The sequence below is a fragment of the Dyella nitratireducens genome (assembly GCF_014642835.1).
Lineage (GTDB): Bacteria > Pseudomonadota > Gammaproteobacteria > Xanthomonadales > Rhodanobacteraceae > Dyella_B > Dyella_B nitratireducens.
In genome coordinates this window covers 1,607,514-1,623,520 of record NZ_BMJA01000001.1, presented here as the reverse complement: position 1 = coordinate 1,623,520, position 16,007 = coordinate 1,607,514, and the positions used below count along the sequence as shown (strand labels likewise).

The following is a 16,007-nucleotide window of genomic DNA, read 5'->3' as shown; positions in this document are numbered from 1 at the left end:
TCACACTCAGCGATCCGCGGGCTTTGCCAGTCCTCTTGCCACGGCTTCGTCCAACAGCTTGTCCAACTGCTGATTCGCCTGTCTTGTGCCCGCTATTTGCTGTTGCGACATGATGGCTTCGCGTGCCGCCAGCTCTGCCTCCTGCTTAGCCAAGTTCTGGGTTGCTTGGCTTAGCACGTGATGCTCGCGGTCTATTTCCACCTGGGTTGCGCGTACGCCCTGTTGCTGGCCTTGCAGAGAGGCTTCCTGGATGTATTTTTCCTGCAGCGGCAGGCTCTGTAGCGCAAGGCGTTGCGAATCGAGGCTTACACTTCGGCTTGCCAGTTCCGCTTCACGGCCGGCTAGCGCGCTGTCGCGTGAAACCAGGGCACTTTCTTGCGCGGCCAGTTCGCTTTGTTTGGCGACAAGCTGTTGTTCGCCACGTGTCGGCACATCGAAAGATACATAGGCGTCTTGGGCCTCGCGTATCAGGTTGGCGTCGTGACTGACGTAAGCCCGGCCATTGCGGCGGAACCAGAGCAGCGGCGAGCCTGACTTATGCATGCGCTCGATAGCGGCGACGTCGCTGTCCTTGCCGTCCACGATCAAGGTGTCGCCGTCGTAAAGCAGGAGGCTTCGCGTTGCATTGTCATGCGTATGGATTTGCGTGCGGCTGGCGTTGAAGCCGAGTGCTGCTGGCGGTGCGGGAGGTGTCGGCGGTGCATCGGGAGCAGGCGGTATCGGTGGCACAGATGATGTGGCTGCTACGGCAGGGGCAGGCGGTGCTGGTGGTATGGCCGGAGTTGCCGGGATGCTTTCAATGGAGACGGGCGCGGCATGGGTTTGCGACGTCACGTCGCTGGCCGTAACGCGATAGGGCAGAACGCCGACCAACGCAATAGCCGCGACCAGCAGCCAGCTGCGCAAACCTGGTGTGGTGTCGTTGACGCTTTGCTGCAACATGATCAGTCGCCTCTTCAAGTGGAGGAAGGTCGAGGACGCGCCGGCAAGACTGGAATGCACGGGATTGACCACACCCAGACGAACCAGCAGATGGCCGTAATGCTGAGGCGTGGCGTCGTGGCGTTGCAGTACCTGCGCGTCGCAGGCGGCTTCGCGGTAGATGGCGTACTCGCGCATTGCCCAGTTCACTAGCGGATGGAAGAAGAACAGCCGCTGTGCCAGTGCGGGAATCCAACCCAGCCACAGGTCGCCGCGATGGATGTGCGCGAGTTCATGCGCGATCGCCATGGCCAGTTCGTCTTGCGACAAGGTTTGTTCGGCCGGCATCAGCACGACGGGACGCCAAAGGCCGGTTACTTGCGGTGACACGATCGCATCGGAGACGCGCAATACCGGAATGCGGCGCATGCCCAATGCCCTGGCTTGCTGCATGCACAGCGATTGCAAGGTGGTGCTGGTGGCCGGGCGTGCTTCGCGCAACAACGCTTGAGCTTCCAGCCAATGCCGTATCGCAAAGATCACTTGCAACAGGATGATCGACAGCCACAACAACAGTACGGCTTCGGACCATGACCCGTTCCAGTGGCTTGTCGGCGATGGGATGGCCGTGGCTTGCGCCGCCACGATGGCGGCGGTCGTGTCGGCGCTGATGTGCATGACGACGTCATGCGGCACCGTGAATGGCTTCTGCTCGACCGGCTTCAACCAATGCAACTGCACCGGCGTGCTGAGCGTCATGCCCAGCACCAGCTGTGCACTCACCAGCCACCACAGCATGCAGCGCACGGCCGGCGAAAGGCGCGGCACGTAGCGCATGATCAGCCACAGTGCTGCGATCAGCAGAACGGCCTGAACGCTGGTCCAGGCAAGCCGCGACAGCAGCGCATCAGCGAATGTACTCAGCGTATCCATGTCAGCTCTCCTTGCGCTGCGATTGCAATTTCGCCACCAGCGCTTCCAGCTCAGCCAGCTCGTTGTCGCTGACGTCTGCTTTTTGCGACATCCACGCCACGAACGGCGAGAGCGAGCCGGACAAGGTCTTTTCCACAAACTGGCCCACCGCGTTGTTCAATGCTTCGTTCGGGCCGGTGGCGGTGTGGTAGCGATACACGCCCTCGACGTGGCGGCGCTTCAAATATCCCTTGCTGCGCAGGCGCTCCATCATGGTGAGCACGGTGGAACGCGCCAGGTCGCGCGCTTCGCCGAAATCGGCGGCGACTTCGCCTACGGTGGTGTTTTCGTGTTCGGCCAGGTAGTGCAGGAGCGCCAGCTCCTGGTCCCCGATGGATGGCTTGGGCATGGCAGTAGAACCGATGACTACACGTGTAGTCACGCTACTCTCTGACTACAGCTGTAGTCAATAGGCCAATGTGCAAGGAATCGTGAACCGACGGCCAGAGGCAGTACGACCGGCACTCTTGAGGTCACACATCCTGCGCATACTTTCATCTTCGCCGGCACCAGGCCGGCATCAGCAACCCCGGAGAACCCATGACTCCCCAGGAACAACTCCTCCTCGACGATTTCCTCCAGCGCCTGGCCGCCGTAAGCGGCGTCAACAAGGACGCACAGGCCGATGCGCTGATCCACCAGCGCCTGGCCAACCAGCCCGACGCGGTTTATTTACTGGTGCAACGCTGCCTGCTGCAACAGCACGCGTTGGATGCGGCGAAGGCGCAGATTGCGCAGTTGCAAGCGCAACAGCAGGGCGGCGGCAGCTTCCTTGGCGGCCAACCGCAGCAGTCTGCGTGGGGCCAGAACCCACCGCCGTTCCCGCCGCAACAGCAGGCAGCCCCGGCTGCTGCACCGACCTGGCGCGAGCGTCTGTTCGGCAGCAGCGCACCGGCCGCACCACAGCAGAGCGGCGGTTCCAGCTTCTTCGCCAACGCAGCCACCACCGCGGCCGGTGTCGCTGGTGGCATGTTCCTGTTCGACGGCATCGAAAGCCTGCTCGGCGGCCATCATGGCGGCGGTTTCTTCGGTGGCGGTTTTGGTGGTCAGCCGGAAGTGATCGAGAACGTCACCGAGAACAACTTCTACGACGACGGCAACAACAACTTGCCGAGTGGTGGAGACCAGGATTTCGCATCCAACAACGATTTCGACGATGCGAATTTCGATAGCGGCAGCTTTGACGACGACAACAGCTGGACGTAATCCTGCTGCAGTGCCTCCCTTCCCTTGGGGGTAGGGAGGCAGGGTGGAGGGCAAGTGTGAGCCGCAGCTTGTTGACTTAGGTTGCAGGCAGGTCGTATGGTTTGAAACCATAATGGTTCCAAAATGGTGTCATTCCTATGCCTGCAACCCTGACCCTGAAAAACATTCCCGATGCTGTCTATGAGCAGCTGAAACGCTCGGCCGAGGCCCATCGCCGCAGCATGAACAGCGAAGCCATCGTGTGCCTGGAAGCGGCGCTGATGCCGGAAAAGGTAAGTCCCGCCGAGCGATTGAAGCGAGTCCGTGAGTTACGCGGCGCGTTACCGAAGGGTGCGTTTTCTGCGCGGGATATCGACGCCATGAAACGCGAAGGCCGTCGATGATTGTCGTGGACTCCAATGTACTGGCTTACCTGCACTTGCCTGGTGAATACACGGCAGCGGCGGAGACCCTGTTTCAGCAAGACCCTGATTGGGTAGCGCCATCACTGTGGCGGAGCGAGTTTCGCAACATACTTGCCGGCTATCTGCGACGCGGAACCATTCGTTTCGATCAGGCTTGCAAGCTGCAGCAAGAAGCAGAAAGCCTCCTGGCAGGAGGCGAATACGACGTGGCGTCGCAAGCTATTCTCGAGCTGGTCCGCGACAGCAACTGTACGGCTTACGACTGCGAATTCGTTGCGCTTGCCTTGAAGTTGAATACAAAGCTGGTAACGATGGACAAGAAACTATTGCAAGCGTTTCCGGATCGGTGCGCAGCACTTTCGCAGATCGTTTGAACCTTACCGTACCTTGCAAGCAAGCTATGTCAGTTCTTTAGTGAGAAAGATCCGACTGGTACCTGGCGGAATACTGGGAAACCTGCCGAACTCGCGCCAGCCATGTTTCTTGTAAAACCCGGGTGCCTGAAAATTGTTCGTGTACAAGATGCCGGTAAGGCAACCGCGGCGAAGACCTTCTTCTTCAGCCATGCGCAACAGCCTGCTGCCAAGGCCATTGCCGCGCATCGACTCGGGCAGGAAAAACACGTCGATGAACAATATGCCGCGCGACGTGCGTCCGTTGAGGCCACCCACCACTTCATGGGTCATGGGATTTCGCACCAGCAGCGCCAGCGGGCGCTGGTCAGCGATACCGCAGGCGTCGAGGTTGAACTGATCGAGCGGGCGACGAATCGCCCCCAGCTCATCGGCAGTGGGGGCGTCGGTAAGAACGATAGGCGGCGAGTTCATAGCCGCGGATTATGCAATGTCGAGCAGGTGCTTAGAACGCCATGTCGAAGGCGACTTCGCCTTCCACGCCGACCTGGTACGCCGACACGCGACGTTCGAAGAAGTTGGTGACTTCCTGTACGTCCTGCAGATCCATGAAGTCGAACGGGTTCTTCGCGCCGTACTTCTTTGGCAGATCGAGCTGGGCCAGGCGCTGGTCTGCGCAGTATTCGAGATACTGGCGCATGTCCTTCACCGACAGTCCGGCGACACCACCAGAAAGTACGTCTTCAGCGAATTGCGTTTCGCAGGCGATGGCTTCTTCCAGCATGGCTTCCACCTGAGCGCGCATAGCGTCGTCGAACAGTTCCGGCTCTTGCGCACGCACGGTACGCACGACGGCGAAGGCAAAGCCCATGTGGCCGGATTCATCGCGGAAAACCCAGTTGGTGCCGGAGGCCAAGCCATGCAGCAGGCCGCGCGAGCGCAGGAAGTACACGTAGGCAAAAGCCGCGAAGAAGAACAGGCCTTCGATGCAGGCAGCGAAGCAGATCAGGTTGAGCAGGAATTGCCGGCGCTGCTCCCGTGTTTCCAGCCTCTGCAGATTCTGGATGGAATCGATCCACTTGAAGCAGAAGGCGCCTTTCTGCTGGATCGAAGGGATGTTCTCGATCGCGGCAAAGGCTTTGTTGCGTTCGTTCGGGTCGGGAATATAGGTGTCGAGCAGGGTGAGATAGAACTGCACGTGCAGCGCTTCCTCGAACAACTGGCGCGACAGATACATGCGCGCTTCCGGCGCATTGATGTGCTGGTACAGATTCAACACCAGGTTGTTCGCCACGATGGTGTCGCCGGTGGCGAAGAAAGCGACCAGGCGATGAATCAGGTGTCGATCCGCGTCCGTCATCTTCGACTTGAGGTCGGTGACGTCGAGCGAGAAATCCACTTCCTCCACCGTCCATGTGTTCTTGATCGCGTTGCGATACATCTCGTAGAACTCGGGATAGCGCATCGGGCGCAGCGTGAGTTCGAAACCGGGATCGAGGATGTGCTCGGACATGGATGTTCCTCAGTACTTAGTCGAGTTTGCGCGCGTACTTGCCGCGCACGAAACGGCTGATATAGGTGGAAAGGCCGATACCCGCCTTGGCCAGCGCCTGCATGTTGCGTACGTGCAGGCGGCCGGGTTTGGCATCGGTGTATTCGTAAGTACCATGGCGAATGAAATGCACCAGGATGAAGCCTTTGCCGATCGCATAGGCGCTCACGCCCGAGCGGCCGGTGCGATTGCGATAGGGCTTCATTCTCGACATGGTGTCAACAAAGCTGGATGTCAGGGTGAAGCGTGTAACGGATTGCCGGTGTATTCACTGTGGAGCCTTTGGAGCCTTTGGAGCATGGGGCTGGAAAGTCACTGGGTCCCGGCGTTCGCCGGGATGACGGGTTTGAGGGATGAGGGCTGATTTGCCGAGCGCCAAGCTTGAGTGAAGATCGACATCATGAGGTCTCGACAGCCCTGTGTTTACATGCTGGCCAACAAACGTAACGGCGTTTTGTATGTTGGTGTAACGGCGGATCTTATTCAGCGAGTCTGGCAGCATCGTTCCGGCTTTGTTTCCAGTTTCACGAGAGAGCATGCCGCGTATAACCTTGTCTGGTATGAACTGCATGACTTCATGGAGTCGGCGATAGAGCGAGAGAAATTACTGAAGAAGTGGCGCCGCCAATGGAAGTTGGAACTCGTTGAGACCACTAATCCTTACTGGAACGACCTCTACCCAACCTTGCTTTAAACCCCGTCGCCCCGGCGAAAGCCGGGGCCCAGCGACTTTGGGGTGTGAAGAGCGAAAGACACTGGGCCCCGGCTTTCGCCGGGGCGACGGACCTCTAGTTACTGGCAAGCCTCGCAGTACTCCGGATTCTCCAGCGAGCAAAAGACTGCAGCTGTGGCTTCCTCTTGCGCGTCAGGTGCAGGCGCTGCAACTGCTGTCGCCGTCACCGTCGTCTTCGCAATCTTGGTCGCCGGACGCGAGCGCAGGTAGTAGGTGGTTTTGACACCCGCCTTCCACGCATACATGTACATGGAGCTGAGCTGCCCGATGTTCGGGTTCTCCATGAACAGGTTCAGCGACTGGCTCTGGTCGATGTACGCGCCGCGTGCCGCGGCAAGATCGATCAGCACCTTCTGCGGCAGTTCCCACACCGTGCGATAGATCAAGCGCAGGCGTTCCGGAATGGCCGTGATGCCCTGGATCGAACCCTCCGCCAGCTTGATCGCATCACGGATTTCCGAGGTCCACAGACCCAGTGCCTTCAGCTCTTCCACCAAGTGGCGATTCACCACCAGGAAGTCGCCGGAAAGCGTTTCACGCTTGAACAGGTTGCTGACCTGCGGCTCGATGCACTCGTAGCAGCCGGCGATGGAGGCGATGGTCGCGGTGGGCGCGATCGCGATCAGCAGCGAGTTGCGAAGACCCTTCGCCTTGATCGCCTCGCGCAGTGCATCCCAGCGTGCGGTGTCGTGTTGTTTCGCGTTCGGCCAATAGTCGAATTGCAGCTCGCCATTCGACGCACGGCTTTCCGCAAAGCCAGGATGCGCGCCGTGCTGCTCGGCCAGTGCGTTCGACTGCACCAGCGCGTTGTAATAGATCTCTTCGGCAATACGCGTGGACAGCGCCAAGGCTTCCGCCGAATCAAACGGCAGGCGCAACTTGAAGAAAACGTCCTGCAGGCCCATCACGCCCAGGCCCACCGGGCGCCATTTGCGGTTGGCGGTGGCGGCGGTGTCGATCGGGTAGAAGTTCAGGTCGATCACGCGATCCAGCTGGCGTACCGCCGTGCGCACGGTGGTGGCGAGCTTTGCGAAATCGAACGCGCCGTCGACGACGTGGCGAGCGAGGTTGATCGAACCCAGGTTGCATACGGCCGTTTCGCCGGCGTTGGTGACTTCCAGAATCTCGGTGCACAGGTTCGAGAGGTGGATGACGTTTTCCGCTTTGGCCGTCTGGTTGCTGGTCGCGTTGCTGCGGTCCTTGAAGGTCATCCAGCCGTTGCCGGTCTGCGCCAGCGTACGCAGCATGCGCGCGTACAGCTCGCGTGCCTTCACGGTTTTCACTGCCAGGCCTTCGGCTTCGGCCTTGTGATAGGCGCGCTCGAAGGTTTCGCCCCAGGTGTCGACGAAGTGCGGCACGATCTTGGGATCGAACAGCGACCAGTTGCCGTCGTGCTCCACGCGGCGCATGAATTCGTCGGGAATCCAGTTGGCGAGGTTGAGGTTGTGCGTGCGGCGTGCTTCGTCGCCGGTGTTGTCGCGCAGTTCGAGGAACTCCTCGATATCCGCATGCCACGGTTCCAGATACACGCAGGCCGCGCCTTTGCGTTTGCCGCCCTGGTTCACCGCGGCGACGGAGGCATCCAGCGTTTTCAGCCACGGCACCAAGCCATTGGAATGACCGTTGGTGCCTTTGATCAGCGAACCGCGCGAACGCACGCGCGAATAAGCCAGGCCGATGCCTCCAGCGAATTTGCTGAGCTTGGCCACGTCGCCGTATTTCTCGTAGATGGACTCCAGCGAATCCTGTGGCGAGTCGAGCAGGAAGCAGGAGCTGAGCTGTTCGTGCGCCGTGCCGGCGTTGAATAGCGTCGGCGAACTGGCGATGTATTCCAGCGAGGAGAGCAGGCGATACAGCTCCAGCGTTTCACCGATCTCGTTGCCACCCAATGCGCAAGCAATGCGCATGAAGAAATACTGCGGCGTCTCAACCACCTTGCGCAGCTGCGGATGACGCAGCAGATAGCGGTCGTACACCGTGCGCAGACCGAAGTATTCGAAACGGCGTGAAGCCAGCGGATCGATCGCATCGTTAAGCTTGCGTGCGTTCTCGGTCACGAAATCGCGCAGGCGCGCATTGACGATGCCCAGTTCGGCACCGCGTGCAATGGATTGCGAGAAGCTCTGGATTTCCTGCCCGCTCACTTCCTTGTCGATGAAAGCGTTGAGCAGCCGCGCGGCAAGCTGGCCGTATTCCGGTTCTTCAGCCGTCAGCGCCGCCGCCGTGCGGATGGAGAGCTGGTCCAGCTCTTGCGTGGTGGCGCCGTCATACAGGCCGCCGATGGTCTTCAGCGCGACGCGCAGCGGGTCCACCGCATGCAGGCCTTCGGCGCTGCGCGTGACCGCGCGGACGATCTTGTTGACGTCGACCACTTCGTGCCGGCCGCTGCGCTTGGTGACGCGCATCTGGCCCGGGTTGTGCGGAGGGGTCAGGGTGAAAGGTGCTTCGGCGGTTGCGGACATCGTCACAGGGTTGGCTAGGGCCGGCGCGCTGGCGTCGGCAGAGAAGACGGCGGACTCCGCGCGGTCGGCAGAGCGCTCGCGCGATTCGGTATCGATAGGCTGCATGTCGGACGCTCCGGGCTGCGGAATCGGTCCGGCCGGCGAGAGCCGGTTCGTGCGGACAGATTCCTTGGACTCAACCACCTGCTCCCGCGCGCAGGGCTGAGGTGGCGGTACCGCGGTCGTGCGCCCGATACGTGTGACTTCCACGTCGTGCGTACGCCTCTCCCGAAGAGCCTGACTAATGCCTCTACATGGTTCGCGTTGCGTCTGAGCGGTCGTCAGGTGGTAGTGCACGGCGCAGGCCAGACTGGCCGTCTGATCAAGCCGTGCGCTGCCGCATGGCGGCCGCTCAGACGCAACCCGGAGGGCCGGGTCTGTTTGCCCGCAATCCTGCGTCCTCGCTCGGTTGCGTATCGGCATACGCGCCCTCGCTCCTCCTTGTTTTGCGGGCAAACAGACCCGGCGCGAATCATGTAGAGGCATTAGTCAGGCTCTCCGGCCGTCACCGGCGGCATGGCACTCCGGCCATGCCGTGTCGGCAGGTCTTCGGACTTGCGGATGTGGGTCTGGCGACCCGCCTACTCGCCCCGCTTCCCGGCCTTGAAGGCCAGTGCGATCTGGGTTTTCGTCTCCGCTTACCGCTGCGGGGCAGTTCCGGATTCGCACCGGATTCCCGAGCCACCTCGAAATAATCTGAGACGGCGACCGACGGAGCACAACATATCGGGGTCGCTCCTGCCGGTCAACCCAATAATTTGTGGATAAGCCAGTGGATAAGCGGCGCGAGTCCAGCCGCCATGCGGCTTGCCGGCTGGGCCAGTTTTTTTCGACTAGCGCGTGATCGCGACGATGATCCCCACCCACATCAACACCAGCCCGGCGGCGAAGCTGCGGCGAGCGGGCGCGATCCGTTCGACGGCGTCTTCCGCGACCGGCGTGGTGGCGATCCAGATCGTCGCGCCAAGGGCAAAGAAGCTGAGAAAGGCTAGGCACACCACCACGATGTCACGCGCGTTCCAGGGGGTGGGCTCGTGCACGCCCCAGTAACCGAGAAAGGCCATGCCCATCGCCGACATCGTGGCGGAGGCGGAGCAGAGCCCGACGACCGAGCCGGTGGGTGCGCGCATGCGAAAGGCTCCGCGAAGACAACGGGCGGATCGTAGCGCAACGTAGGGCGCCTACATGCTGATGTCGATCTCGATGGGATAGTTGACCGAATCGGACAACTTGGGCGGAACAGGAAACGTCCATGCCGAGAATTGCCCGGCAAGACATTTCGCGACCGGTGTGGGTGCGCGAACTTCAACGTTCAGTGGATGCCCGTCGGGCGAGATATCGGCAACCAGCGTGAAGGGCGACTTGTCCGCCGGTGCGTTGCTTGCCAGGCAGCTCTTCAGTGCATCGGTCATCGGATTGCCGGTCTTGGCCCAGAACTGCTTCTGATAAACCGGCCCCGTGGTGCCTGCTTCGATCATCTTGGCGCGATGTACGCGTGCGTCGAAGGTATCCGGCGCCACCGTGAGTTGGGCGCCGGCAAGCAGCGCGGCAGCGATGATGGTCAGCATGGCGGCAACTCCGAGATAAAGCGGAGCGCGCACCGTAGCAGCAGATGCGGCGGTTGGTGAAGCGGGTCCAACGCGTTGCGCGCTGCCTTTACCATACGATGTCTGCACTAACGTAAGGCGCCGCCATGACGGGATGGATAGGCATATTGGCAGTATTCCTTCTGGTTGCCGCCAACGGCTTTTTTGTTGCGGCTGAATTCGCGCTGGTCGCCGTGCGCCGCAGCCGCGTTGCGGAACTGGTTTCACAGGGGCGGCGTAACGCATACGTTTTGCTGCGCACCGTCGATCGCCTCGATGCCAGCCTGGCCGCCACACAGTTGGGCATCACGCTGTCTTCGCTGGCGTTGGGCTGGGTGGGAGAGCCGGCCCTGGCGCATCTGATCGAGCCGTTGCTGGAAACGTGGGCCGGCAAATATGCAGGAGTGGGTGCGGATGTCGTCGCCATAGCGATCGCCTTCTGCATCATCACGGCCTTGCATATCGTGCTTGGCGAACTGGCGCCAAAGAGCTTGGCCTTGCAGCGCAGTGAAGGCACGGCGTTGTGGGTGGTGCGTCCGCTGAATGTGTTCCTGTTCGTGTTCCGCCCGGCCATCGTGCTGCTCAATGGCCTGGGCAATCTTGTGCTGCGCGTGGTGGGATTGCGTCCCGGCGCCGGTGAAGACATGTTGCATTCGGCGGAGGAGCTCAAGCTGCTGGTGTCCGCCAGTCAGGAGGCCGGCCTGCTGCAGCGTGCGCAGCAGGAAGTGGTGGAGCGCGTTTTCAATATTGGTGATCGCCGCATCGGCGACATCATGACGCCGCGCACCGATCTCGTTTGGCTGGATATGGACAACCCGCGCGAAGACATCCTGCGCACGCTACGCGAATGCCGCCATCAGTATATGCTGGTAGGGCGGAGCGACATCGGCGAACCGCTTGGCATGGTGGCGAAACAAGATCTGCTTGACCAACTGCTCGATGGTCATGAATTGGATCCGCTGGCAGCACTAACGACGCCACCGGCAATTCACGAATCGACGCCGATCTTCAAGGTGCTGGAACGCTTTCGCTCCGCGCCCGTGCGGCTAGTCATCGTGCTCGACGAATACGGTGGCTTGGAAGGCATCGTCACGCAGACGGATTTGCTCGAAGCGATGGTTGGCCATTTGCCGGAAAGCGAAAGCGATGCACCGGATATCGTGGAGCGCGAGGATGGCAGTCTGCTGATTGACGGCGCGTGTCCGGTATTCCAGATGTTCGAGCGGTTGGGATGGCGGCAACCGTCGGAGAAGGGTTATCACACGGCAGCGGGATTCGTGCTGGCGCAGATGGCGCACATACCGCAGGTGGGTGAGTTTTTCGTGTATCAGGGATGGCGGTTGGAAGTGGTGGATACGGATGGAAGGCGTATCGATAAAGTGTTGGCGATGCGTGAGCGTGAAGTTGTGTAGGTTGGGGTGCAAACCCCAGCATTCCCGTTCACATAGACATGGCAACGTTGGGGTTTGCACCCCAACCTACGGATTACGGTCGATGCTCCAGCGCCAGATATTCCTGGCTCTGCATCTCGATCAGGCGCGACTCGGTACGTCCAAACTCGGCACGCAAACGTTCACCGTCGTACAACTCGGTGATCGGTGCGGCGGCGGAAAGAATCAGCTTCACGTGGCGGTCGTAGAACTCGTCGACCAGCTGCACGAAGCGCTTGGCCGGATCTTCGCTGTAGAGGGTGAATTGCGGCACATTGGAGACGATGATGGCCGGCGCCGTTTTCGCCAGCGCAATGTAATCGGCCACGGCGCGGGGGCCATCGCATAGCGCGGCAAAGTCGAACCAGAGAATATTGGGGGCACGTTTGCGTACCGGAATGGGGCGGTCGTTGATCACGATCTCGCCACCATCGATGACCTCGCCCTGCGCCTGGCTGGCAAAGATGCGCGAGAGTTCACGCTCCGCTTCCGCACCCGGCGGCGTGTGGTACACCGGTGCATGGGTGAGTGCGCGCAGGCGCCAGTCGTGCGGAGAGATCATTTCCACCACGTGGCAGTGCTGCGTGATCGACGCGATCGCCGGCAGAAAGCGTGCGCGTTGCAGGCCATCCTTGTAGAGATTGTCCGGCGCCGTGTTGGACGTCGTCACCAGCGTGACGCCGCGTGCGAACAGTGCTTCCAGCAGATTGGCCAGGATCATCGCATCGCCGATGTCGTTGACCAGGAACTCGTCCAGGCACAACACGCGGCAGCGCTGCGCGATACGTTCGGCTACATCGACGAGTGGATTCTGCCGTTCACCAAGGTCGCGCAGATGCTCGTGCACTTCGCCCATGAAGCGATGAAAGTGACGTCGCAGCGCAACGCCATGCGGCAGACTGGCCGCGAACAGATCCATCAGAAACGTCTTGCCGCGACCGACGCTGCCCCACAGGTAAAGGCCGGGTACGGCTTGGCGCTCTTCGCCGCCGAGCAAGGATTTCAAGCGATCGAACAGGCCGTTCCCGTTGCCGTTGCCGCGTGCGCATAACGCAGCTTGCATGCGATCGAATTCCGGCAGTACGGCAAGCTGCGCGGGATCGGTGTTCCAGCGGTGGGCGGCGACACCTTCGTGGTAACGGGCGCTGGGGGAGAGTTCGGTCATGGAAGAAACAATCTTGCTTAGCTGTTGATCGGTAACGTCAGTCACGTAGGTTGGGGTGCAAACCCCAACATGGCGTGATGACAAACCATGGCGACGCTGGGGTTTGCACCCCAACCTACGTGGCTACTCACGCACAGGCGGCAAATAATCCTGCACCCAATGTTTCACTGACCCGCGCAAATCCATCAAGCGACGGTGGAAGAAATGCCCGGTCTCGGGCATGCGCACCAGTTCGGGCGGCTCCTCGAGGCTGTCGATCCAATCGAATACCGCCTGCGGTTCCACGATTTCGTCTTCTTCGCCCATCACCACCAGCCACGGGCACGTGGGCAGAGCGAGCGTCTCGTGCGACCAGCGGCCGACCGGCGGAGCAATGCTGATCAGCGCATCAGCCTTCAGCTTCACCGCATTGCGCAACGTGACGTAGCTGCCGAACGAAAAGCCGGCCAGCCACAGTTGATCATCGGGACGCATCTTGCGCGCCCATGCCACGGCGGCAGCCAGGTCGTCGCTCTCGCCGCGGCCGTTGTCGTATTCGCCCGCCGATTCACCGGCGCTGCGGAAGTTGAAGCGCAGCGTGTCGATCCCGCATTCGCGCAGGCTGCGTTCCAGCATGGTCACCACTTTGTTGCGCATGGTGCCGCCGTCCTTGGAGTTGGGGTGGCAGATCACCGCCACCGCACGGCGCGCACCGGGGCGCTCGGCCACGTCACTCATGGCTTCCAGAGGGCCGACAGGACCTTGCAGGGTGAATTCAGTGAGGGCGTCCGGGAAAACGGACGGATCGGGAGAGGGGGCAGCCTGGGTCATGCGGCTAATGATAGCGGTCAGGCGTTTTCTGCATGCGCTGGATGACGCGCTCCCTCTCCCGAGGCGAGAGAAGCTGAAACGAAAACGCCGCCCGAAGGCGGCGTCATGGGCAGACTGAGTCGAAAATTATTTCGCCTGATCCACAATCCACGTCACTGCGGCCTTCACTTGCGCATCGGTCAGCGCCGGATTGCCGCCCTTCGCCGGCATGGTGTTGCCGTCGGGGCCGTGATAGCCATCGATGGCGTGTTTGACCAACGTATCCAGGCCTTCGGCAATGCGTGGCGCCCACATCGCCTTGTTGCCCAACACCGGCGCACCAGCCACGCCCGCGGTATGGCAGCTATGGCAAAGGTTGTCGTAGATGGTCTTGCCATCGGTGGTGCCGCCGTAAGCGACTTGCGCGGCAGCAGCCTTGGCGGCGGCTTCCTGCGCGGCCAGCATCGCGGCACGGCCGGTGTTGCCCGCGTAGACGGAGCCGTTGGGGGCAAGCCTGGCGGAAAGCTGCTGCGCGACGTTGGGATCGGTTTCCTTCGGCTCGTGCTCGTAGATCGTCCATGCGGTGAAGATCAGCACCAGGGTCAGTACGCCGAGGCCGGCGATAAGCAGCGAGAACTGACGCAGGAAACTCTGGTCGGATTTGCTCATGGAACCGCTCACGCAAGTACTCCAGTCATCGAATGATTAGTCTGGAAAGCCGCCACGTTTTCCCCCGTGACGTACCTTGGCGCCCCTGGCGACCATGCCGTGGCAGATCAGATGGATCGGGTCGCCGCGGACAATAAGCCCGGAGTATAGACGAAGCTCGCAGCAAGTTGAGATAGCAGCTCACGGGATCGTCAGTGCCATGCCGCGGCGATTTGTCCGAGGACTTTAGTAAAGTGCGTGGGTTGTTGCCTGCAGGCATATGGTCACAACCCGGCTGATACGCTGTGCCCCAAGGACCGTGCCATCGGTCATAAGGCACCTGTGTCAACTGGCATTGTCCAAGCTCGTTAGGCAGCTCCTATGCTTGTTCGCAAGTTGTCAGGTCAAGCGTGCATCGTTCGCATCGAGCGGAGTCGGGTGGTTCCGCCGTTCAATCCAGGAGTTTTACATGTCGCGTTTTTGGAAGATCGCGTTGATCGTGGTCGCCGTGCTCGTGGTGGGTGGAGTCGCCTTCCGCTTGCTGCATAAACCCGGAGCGGAGCCTGGGGCTGGTGGTCATCACAGGCAGTCCGCTCAGAATGGTGGGGCGCCGGGTGCGCAAGGCGCCAACGGCCAGGACAACTCGCCGGTGCCGGTGACGGTGGAGCCGACGGTCAAGCAGAACGTGCCGGTCTATCTCACGGCGCTCGGCACGGTGACGGCGCTCAACACCGTGACCGTCAATCCGCAGATCAGCGGCCAGCAGTTGATGACGATCAACTTCCAGGAAGGCCAGGCGGTGAAGAAGGGCGAGGTGATCGCCGAAATCGATCCGCGCACCTACCAGGCGGCCTATGATCAGGCCGTGGCCAAGCAGAAGCAGGACGAAGCCTCGCTGGCCACAGCCATCAGCACGCTGGACCGCAACCAGAAGCTGGTCGCCAATGGCTACGTAGCCGCGTTGAACATCGACACCTACCGCAACAATGTCGACCAGCTCAAGGCAACCGTGATTGCGGACGCGGCAGCCGTACGCTCGGCCAAGGTGCAGTTGGATTTCACCAAGATCATTTCGCCGATCGACGGCGTGGCGGGTATTCGCCAGGTCGACCCGGGCAATATCGTGAGCACCACCACCAACATCGTCACGCTCACGCAAATCCACCCGATCTACATCATCTTCAATCTGCCCGAGCAGAATCTCGAAGCGGTGCGCAATTCGTTCCAGAACGGCGCCGACAAGCTGGAAGTGATCGCGCTGGATCGCGCCGATGCGCATCCGCTCGATACCACCGGCGCGCTGCAGGTGGTGGACAACCAGATCGATACCACCACGGGCACCTTCAAGCTGCGTGCGATTTTCAACAATCCCACCAGCACGCTGTGGCCGGGCCAGTTCGTGAACGTGCGCCTGCGCGTGCGGACCGTGCAGGGCGGTCTGGTGATTCCGGCGCAGGCGGTGCAGCGTGGTCCCGACGGCGATTTCGTCTACAAGCTGCAACAGGATCAAACGGTGGCGATGCAACCGGTGCATGTGGCGGGCGAGGTCGGTGACAGTCACGTGATGGTGAGCAGCGGCCTGGACGATGGCGACCAGGTGGTGACCGAAGGCCAGTTCCGCCTCAAGCCCGGCAGCAAGGTAAAAGCGTTGAAGCCAGGCGAAGTACCGGCGGTGCAAGTCACCGCGGACGGCAACAAGGGCAAGCAGGGTGGTAAGCGCCGTGCCAGCGCCGGCTGATCAAGCCAA

17 protein-coding genes and 1 riboswitch are annotated in these 16,007 nt (G+C 61.1%); of the genes, 6 read left to right on the top strand and 11 right to left on the bottom strand.

The window, feature by feature from the left end; genetic code table 11:
• Positions 1–6: 6 nt before the first annotated feature.
• The gene (locus IEX75_RS07390) at positions 7–1,854 is read right to left on the bottom strand and encodes a M56 family metallopeptidase (protein WP_188793579.1); all 1,848 of its coding nucleotides are present in this window, start codon (positions 1,852–1,854) and stop codon (positions 7–9) included.
• Between the two features lies 1 nt (position 1,855).
• A complete protein-coding gene (locus IEX75_RS07385) occupies positions 1,856–2,242 on the bottom strand; it encodes a BlaI/MecI/CopY family transcriptional regulator (protein WP_188794373.1) in 387 nt (128 codons plus the stop codon).
• A 191-nt stretch (positions 2,243–2,433) separates the two neighbouring features.
• On the opposite strand from IEX75_RS07385, the gene IEX75_RS07380 reads away from it, so the two are divergent.
• The 3 genes from IEX75_RS07380 (at position 2,434) to IEX75_RS07370 (ending at position 3,877) form a co-directional block, all read left to right on the top strand.
• Positions 2,434–3,099, top strand: a complete 666-nt coding sequence (locus tag IEX75_RS07380) for a DUF2076 family protein (protein WP_188793578.1) — start codon at positions 2,434–2,436, stop codon at positions 3,097–3,099.
• A gap of 137 nt (positions 3,100–3,236) precedes the next feature.
• Positions 3,237–3,482, top strand: coding sequence for a FitA-like ribbon-helix-helix domain-containing protein (locus IEX75_RS07375; RefSeq protein ID WP_188793577.1), 246 nt, complete (start codon positions 3,237–3,239; stop codon positions 3,480–3,482).
• Complete coding sequence (locus tag IEX75_RS07370; protein WP_188793576.1) at positions 3,479–3,877, top strand: type II toxin-antitoxin system VapC family toxin; 399 nt, start codon at positions 3,479–3,481, stop codon at positions 3,875–3,877. Before IEX75_RS07375 ends, IEX75_RS07370 begins: the two co-directional genes overlap by 4 nt.
• Before the next feature lie 24 nt (positions 3,878–3,901).
• Here IEX75_RS07370 and IEX75_RS07365 read toward each other — a convergent pair whose 3' ends face one another.
• The 3 genes from IEX75_RS07365 to IEX75_RS07355 are packed head-to-tail and all read right to left on the bottom strand — an operon-like array spanning position 3,902 to position 5,613.
• Positions 3,902–4,330, bottom strand: coding sequence for a GNAT family N-acetyltransferase (locus tag IEX75_RS07365; protein ID WP_188793575.1), 429 nt, complete (start codon positions 4,328–4,330; stop codon positions 3,902–3,904).
• A gap of 31 nt (positions 4,331–4,361) precedes the next feature.
• Positions 4,362–5,369, bottom strand: a complete 1,008-nt coding sequence (locus IEX75_RS07360; protein WP_188793574.1) for a ribonucleotide-diphosphate reductase subunit beta — start codon at positions 5,367–5,369, stop codon at positions 4,362–4,364.
• A 16-nt stretch (positions 5,370–5,385) separates the two neighbouring features.
• Positions 5,386–5,613 (bottom strand): hypothetical protein, encoded by a 228-nt coding sequence (locus tag IEX75_RS07355; RefSeq protein WP_188793573.1) that lies wholly within the window; start codon positions 5,611–5,613, stop codon positions 5,386–5,388.
• 222 nt (positions 5,614–5,835) lie between these two features.
• Between IEX75_RS07355 and IEX75_RS07350 the strand changes: the two genes are divergently transcribed.
• Positions 5,836–6,102 carry a GIY-YIG nuclease family protein gene (locus tag IEX75_RS07350; protein WP_308422107.1) on the top strand — a complete coding sequence of 89 codons (267 nt, stop codon included), beginning with the start codon at positions 5,836–5,838 and terminating at the stop codon, positions 6,100–6,102.
• 98 nt (positions 6,103–6,200) lie between these two features.
• On the opposite strand, the gene IEX75_RS07345 is transcribed toward IEX75_RS07350, so the two are convergent.
• From IEX75_RS07345 to IEX75_RS07335, 3 genes are all read right to left on the bottom strand, one after another.
• Entirely contained in the window at positions 6,201–8,603 is a 2,403-nt protein-coding gene (locus IEX75_RS07345; RefSeq protein ID WP_423373314.1) for a ribonucleoside-diphosphate reductase subunit alpha, read from the bottom strand.
• Between the two features lie 562 nt (positions 8,604–9,165).
• Positions 9,166–9,370, bottom strand: a riboswitch (cobalamin riboswitch).
• A gap of 105 nt (positions 9,371–9,475) precedes the next feature.
• Entirely contained in the window at positions 9,476–9,772 is a 297-nt protein-coding gene (locus IEX75_RS07340) for a hypothetical protein (protein WP_188793571.1), read from the bottom strand.
• 51 nt (positions 9,773–9,823) lie between these two features.
• A complete protein-coding gene (locus IEX75_RS07335) occupies positions 9,824–10,210 on the bottom strand; it encodes a peptidase C13 (RefSeq protein ID WP_188793570.1) in 387 nt (128 codons plus the stop codon).
• A 125-nt stretch (positions 10,211–10,335) separates the two neighbouring features.
• Between IEX75_RS07335 and IEX75_RS07330 the strand changes: the two genes are divergently transcribed.
• Positions 10,336–11,640 carry a hemolysin family protein gene (locus IEX75_RS07330; RefSeq protein ID WP_188793569.1) on the top strand — a complete coding sequence of 435 codons (1,305 nt, stop codon included), beginning with the start codon at positions 10,336–10,338 and terminating at the stop codon, positions 11,638–11,640.
• Between the two features lie 73 nt (positions 11,641–11,713).
• On the opposite strand, the gene zapE is transcribed toward IEX75_RS07330, so the two are convergent.
• The 3 genes from zapE to IEX75_RS07315 form a co-directional block, all read right to left on the bottom strand.
• Positions 11,714–12,823: a cell division protein ZapE gene (zapE, locus tag IEX75_RS07325; protein WP_188793568.1), complete on the bottom strand. Its 1,110-nt coding sequence runs from the start codon at positions 12,821–12,823 to the stop codon at positions 11,714–11,716.
• A gap of 123 nt (positions 12,824–12,946) precedes the next feature.
• Positions 12,947–13,633 carry an alpha/beta hydrolase gene (locus IEX75_RS07320; protein ID WP_188793567.1) on the bottom strand — a complete coding sequence of 229 codons (687 nt, stop codon included), beginning with the start codon at positions 13,631–13,633 and terminating at the stop codon, positions 12,947–12,949.
• A gap of 126 nt (positions 13,634–13,759) precedes the next feature.
• A complete protein-coding gene (locus IEX75_RS07315) occupies positions 13,760–14,281 on the bottom strand; it encodes a c-type cytochrome (protein WP_188793566.1) in 522 nt (173 codons plus the stop codon).
• A 448-nt stretch (positions 14,282–14,729) separates the two neighbouring features.
• On the opposite strand from IEX75_RS07315, the gene IEX75_RS07310 reads away from it, so the two are divergent.
• On the top strand, positions 14,730–15,998 hold the full coding sequence (locus IEX75_RS07310) for an efflux RND transporter periplasmic adaptor subunit (protein ID WP_188793565.1): 1,269 nt from the start codon (positions 14,730–14,732) through the stop codon (positions 15,996–15,998).
• Positions 15,999–16,007 lie beyond the last annotated feature (9 nt).

Excerpts from the sequence above, each read along its gene's own strand:
- IEX75_RS07390 (WP_188793579.1), bottom strand. The coding sequence starts at position 1,854 with ATGGATACGCTGAGTACATTCGCTGATGCGCTGCTGTCGCGGCTTGCC.
- IEX75_RS07385 (WP_188794373.1), bottom strand. The coding sequence starts at position 2,242 with ATGCCCAAGCCATCCATCGGGGACCAGGAGCTGGCGCTCCTGCACTAC.
- IEX75_RS07380 (WP_188793578.1), top strand. The coding sequence starts at position 2,434 with ATGACTCCCCAGGAACAACTCCTCCTCGACGATTTCCTCCAGCGCCTG.
- IEX75_RS07375 (WP_188793577.1), top strand. The coding sequence starts at position 3,237 with ATGCCTGCAACCCTGACCCTGAAAAACATTCCCGATGCTGTCTATGAG.
- IEX75_RS07370 (WP_188793576.1), top strand. The coding sequence starts at position 3,479 with ATGATTGTCGTGGACTCCAATGTACTGGCTTACCTGCACTTGCCTGGT.
- IEX75_RS07365 (WP_188793575.1), bottom strand. The coding sequence starts at position 4,330 with ATGAACTCGCCGCCTATCGTTCTTACCGACGCCCCCACTGCCGATGAG.
- IEX75_RS07360 (WP_188793574.1), bottom strand. The coding sequence starts at position 5,369 with ATGTCCGAGCACATCCTCGATCCCGGTTTCGAACTCACGCTGCGCCCG.
- IEX75_RS07355 (WP_188793573.1), bottom strand. The coding sequence starts at position 5,613 with ATGAAGCCCTATCGCAATCGCACCGGCCGCTCGGGCGTGAGCGCCTAT.
- IEX75_RS07350 (WP_308422107.1), top strand. The coding sequence starts at position 5,836 with ATGCTGGCCAACAAACGTAACGGCGTTTTGTATGTTGGTGTAACGGCG.
- IEX75_RS07345 (WP_423373314.1), bottom strand. The coding sequence starts at position 8,603 with ATGTCCGCAACCGCCGAAGCACCTTTCACCCTGACCCCTCCGCACAAC.
- IEX75_RS07340 (WP_188793571.1), bottom strand. The coding sequence starts at position 9,772 with ATGCGCGCACCCACCGGCTCGGTCGTCGGGCTCTGCTCCGCCTCCGCC.
- IEX75_RS07335 (WP_188793570.1), bottom strand. The coding sequence starts at position 10,210 with ATGCTGACCATCATCGCTGCCGCGCTGCTTGCCGGCGCCCAACTCACG.
- IEX75_RS07330 (WP_188793569.1), top strand. The coding sequence starts at position 10,336 with ATGACGGGATGGATAGGCATATTGGCAGTATTCCTTCTGGTTGCCGCC.
- zapE (WP_188793568.1), bottom strand. The coding sequence starts at position 12,823 with ATGACCGAACTCTCCCCCAGCGCCCGTTACCACGAAGGTGTCGCCGCC.
- IEX75_RS07320 (WP_188793567.1), bottom strand. The coding sequence starts at position 13,633 with ATGACCCAGGCTGCCCCCTCTCCCGATCCGTCCGTTTTCCCGGACGCC.
- IEX75_RS07315 (WP_188793566.1), bottom strand. The coding sequence starts at position 14,281 with ATGAGCAAATCCGACCAGAGTTTCCTGCGTCAGTTCTCGCTGCTTATC.
- IEX75_RS07310 (WP_188793565.1), top strand. The coding sequence starts at position 14,730 with ATGTCGCGTTTTTGGAAGATCGCGTTGATCGTGGTCGCCGTGCTCGTG.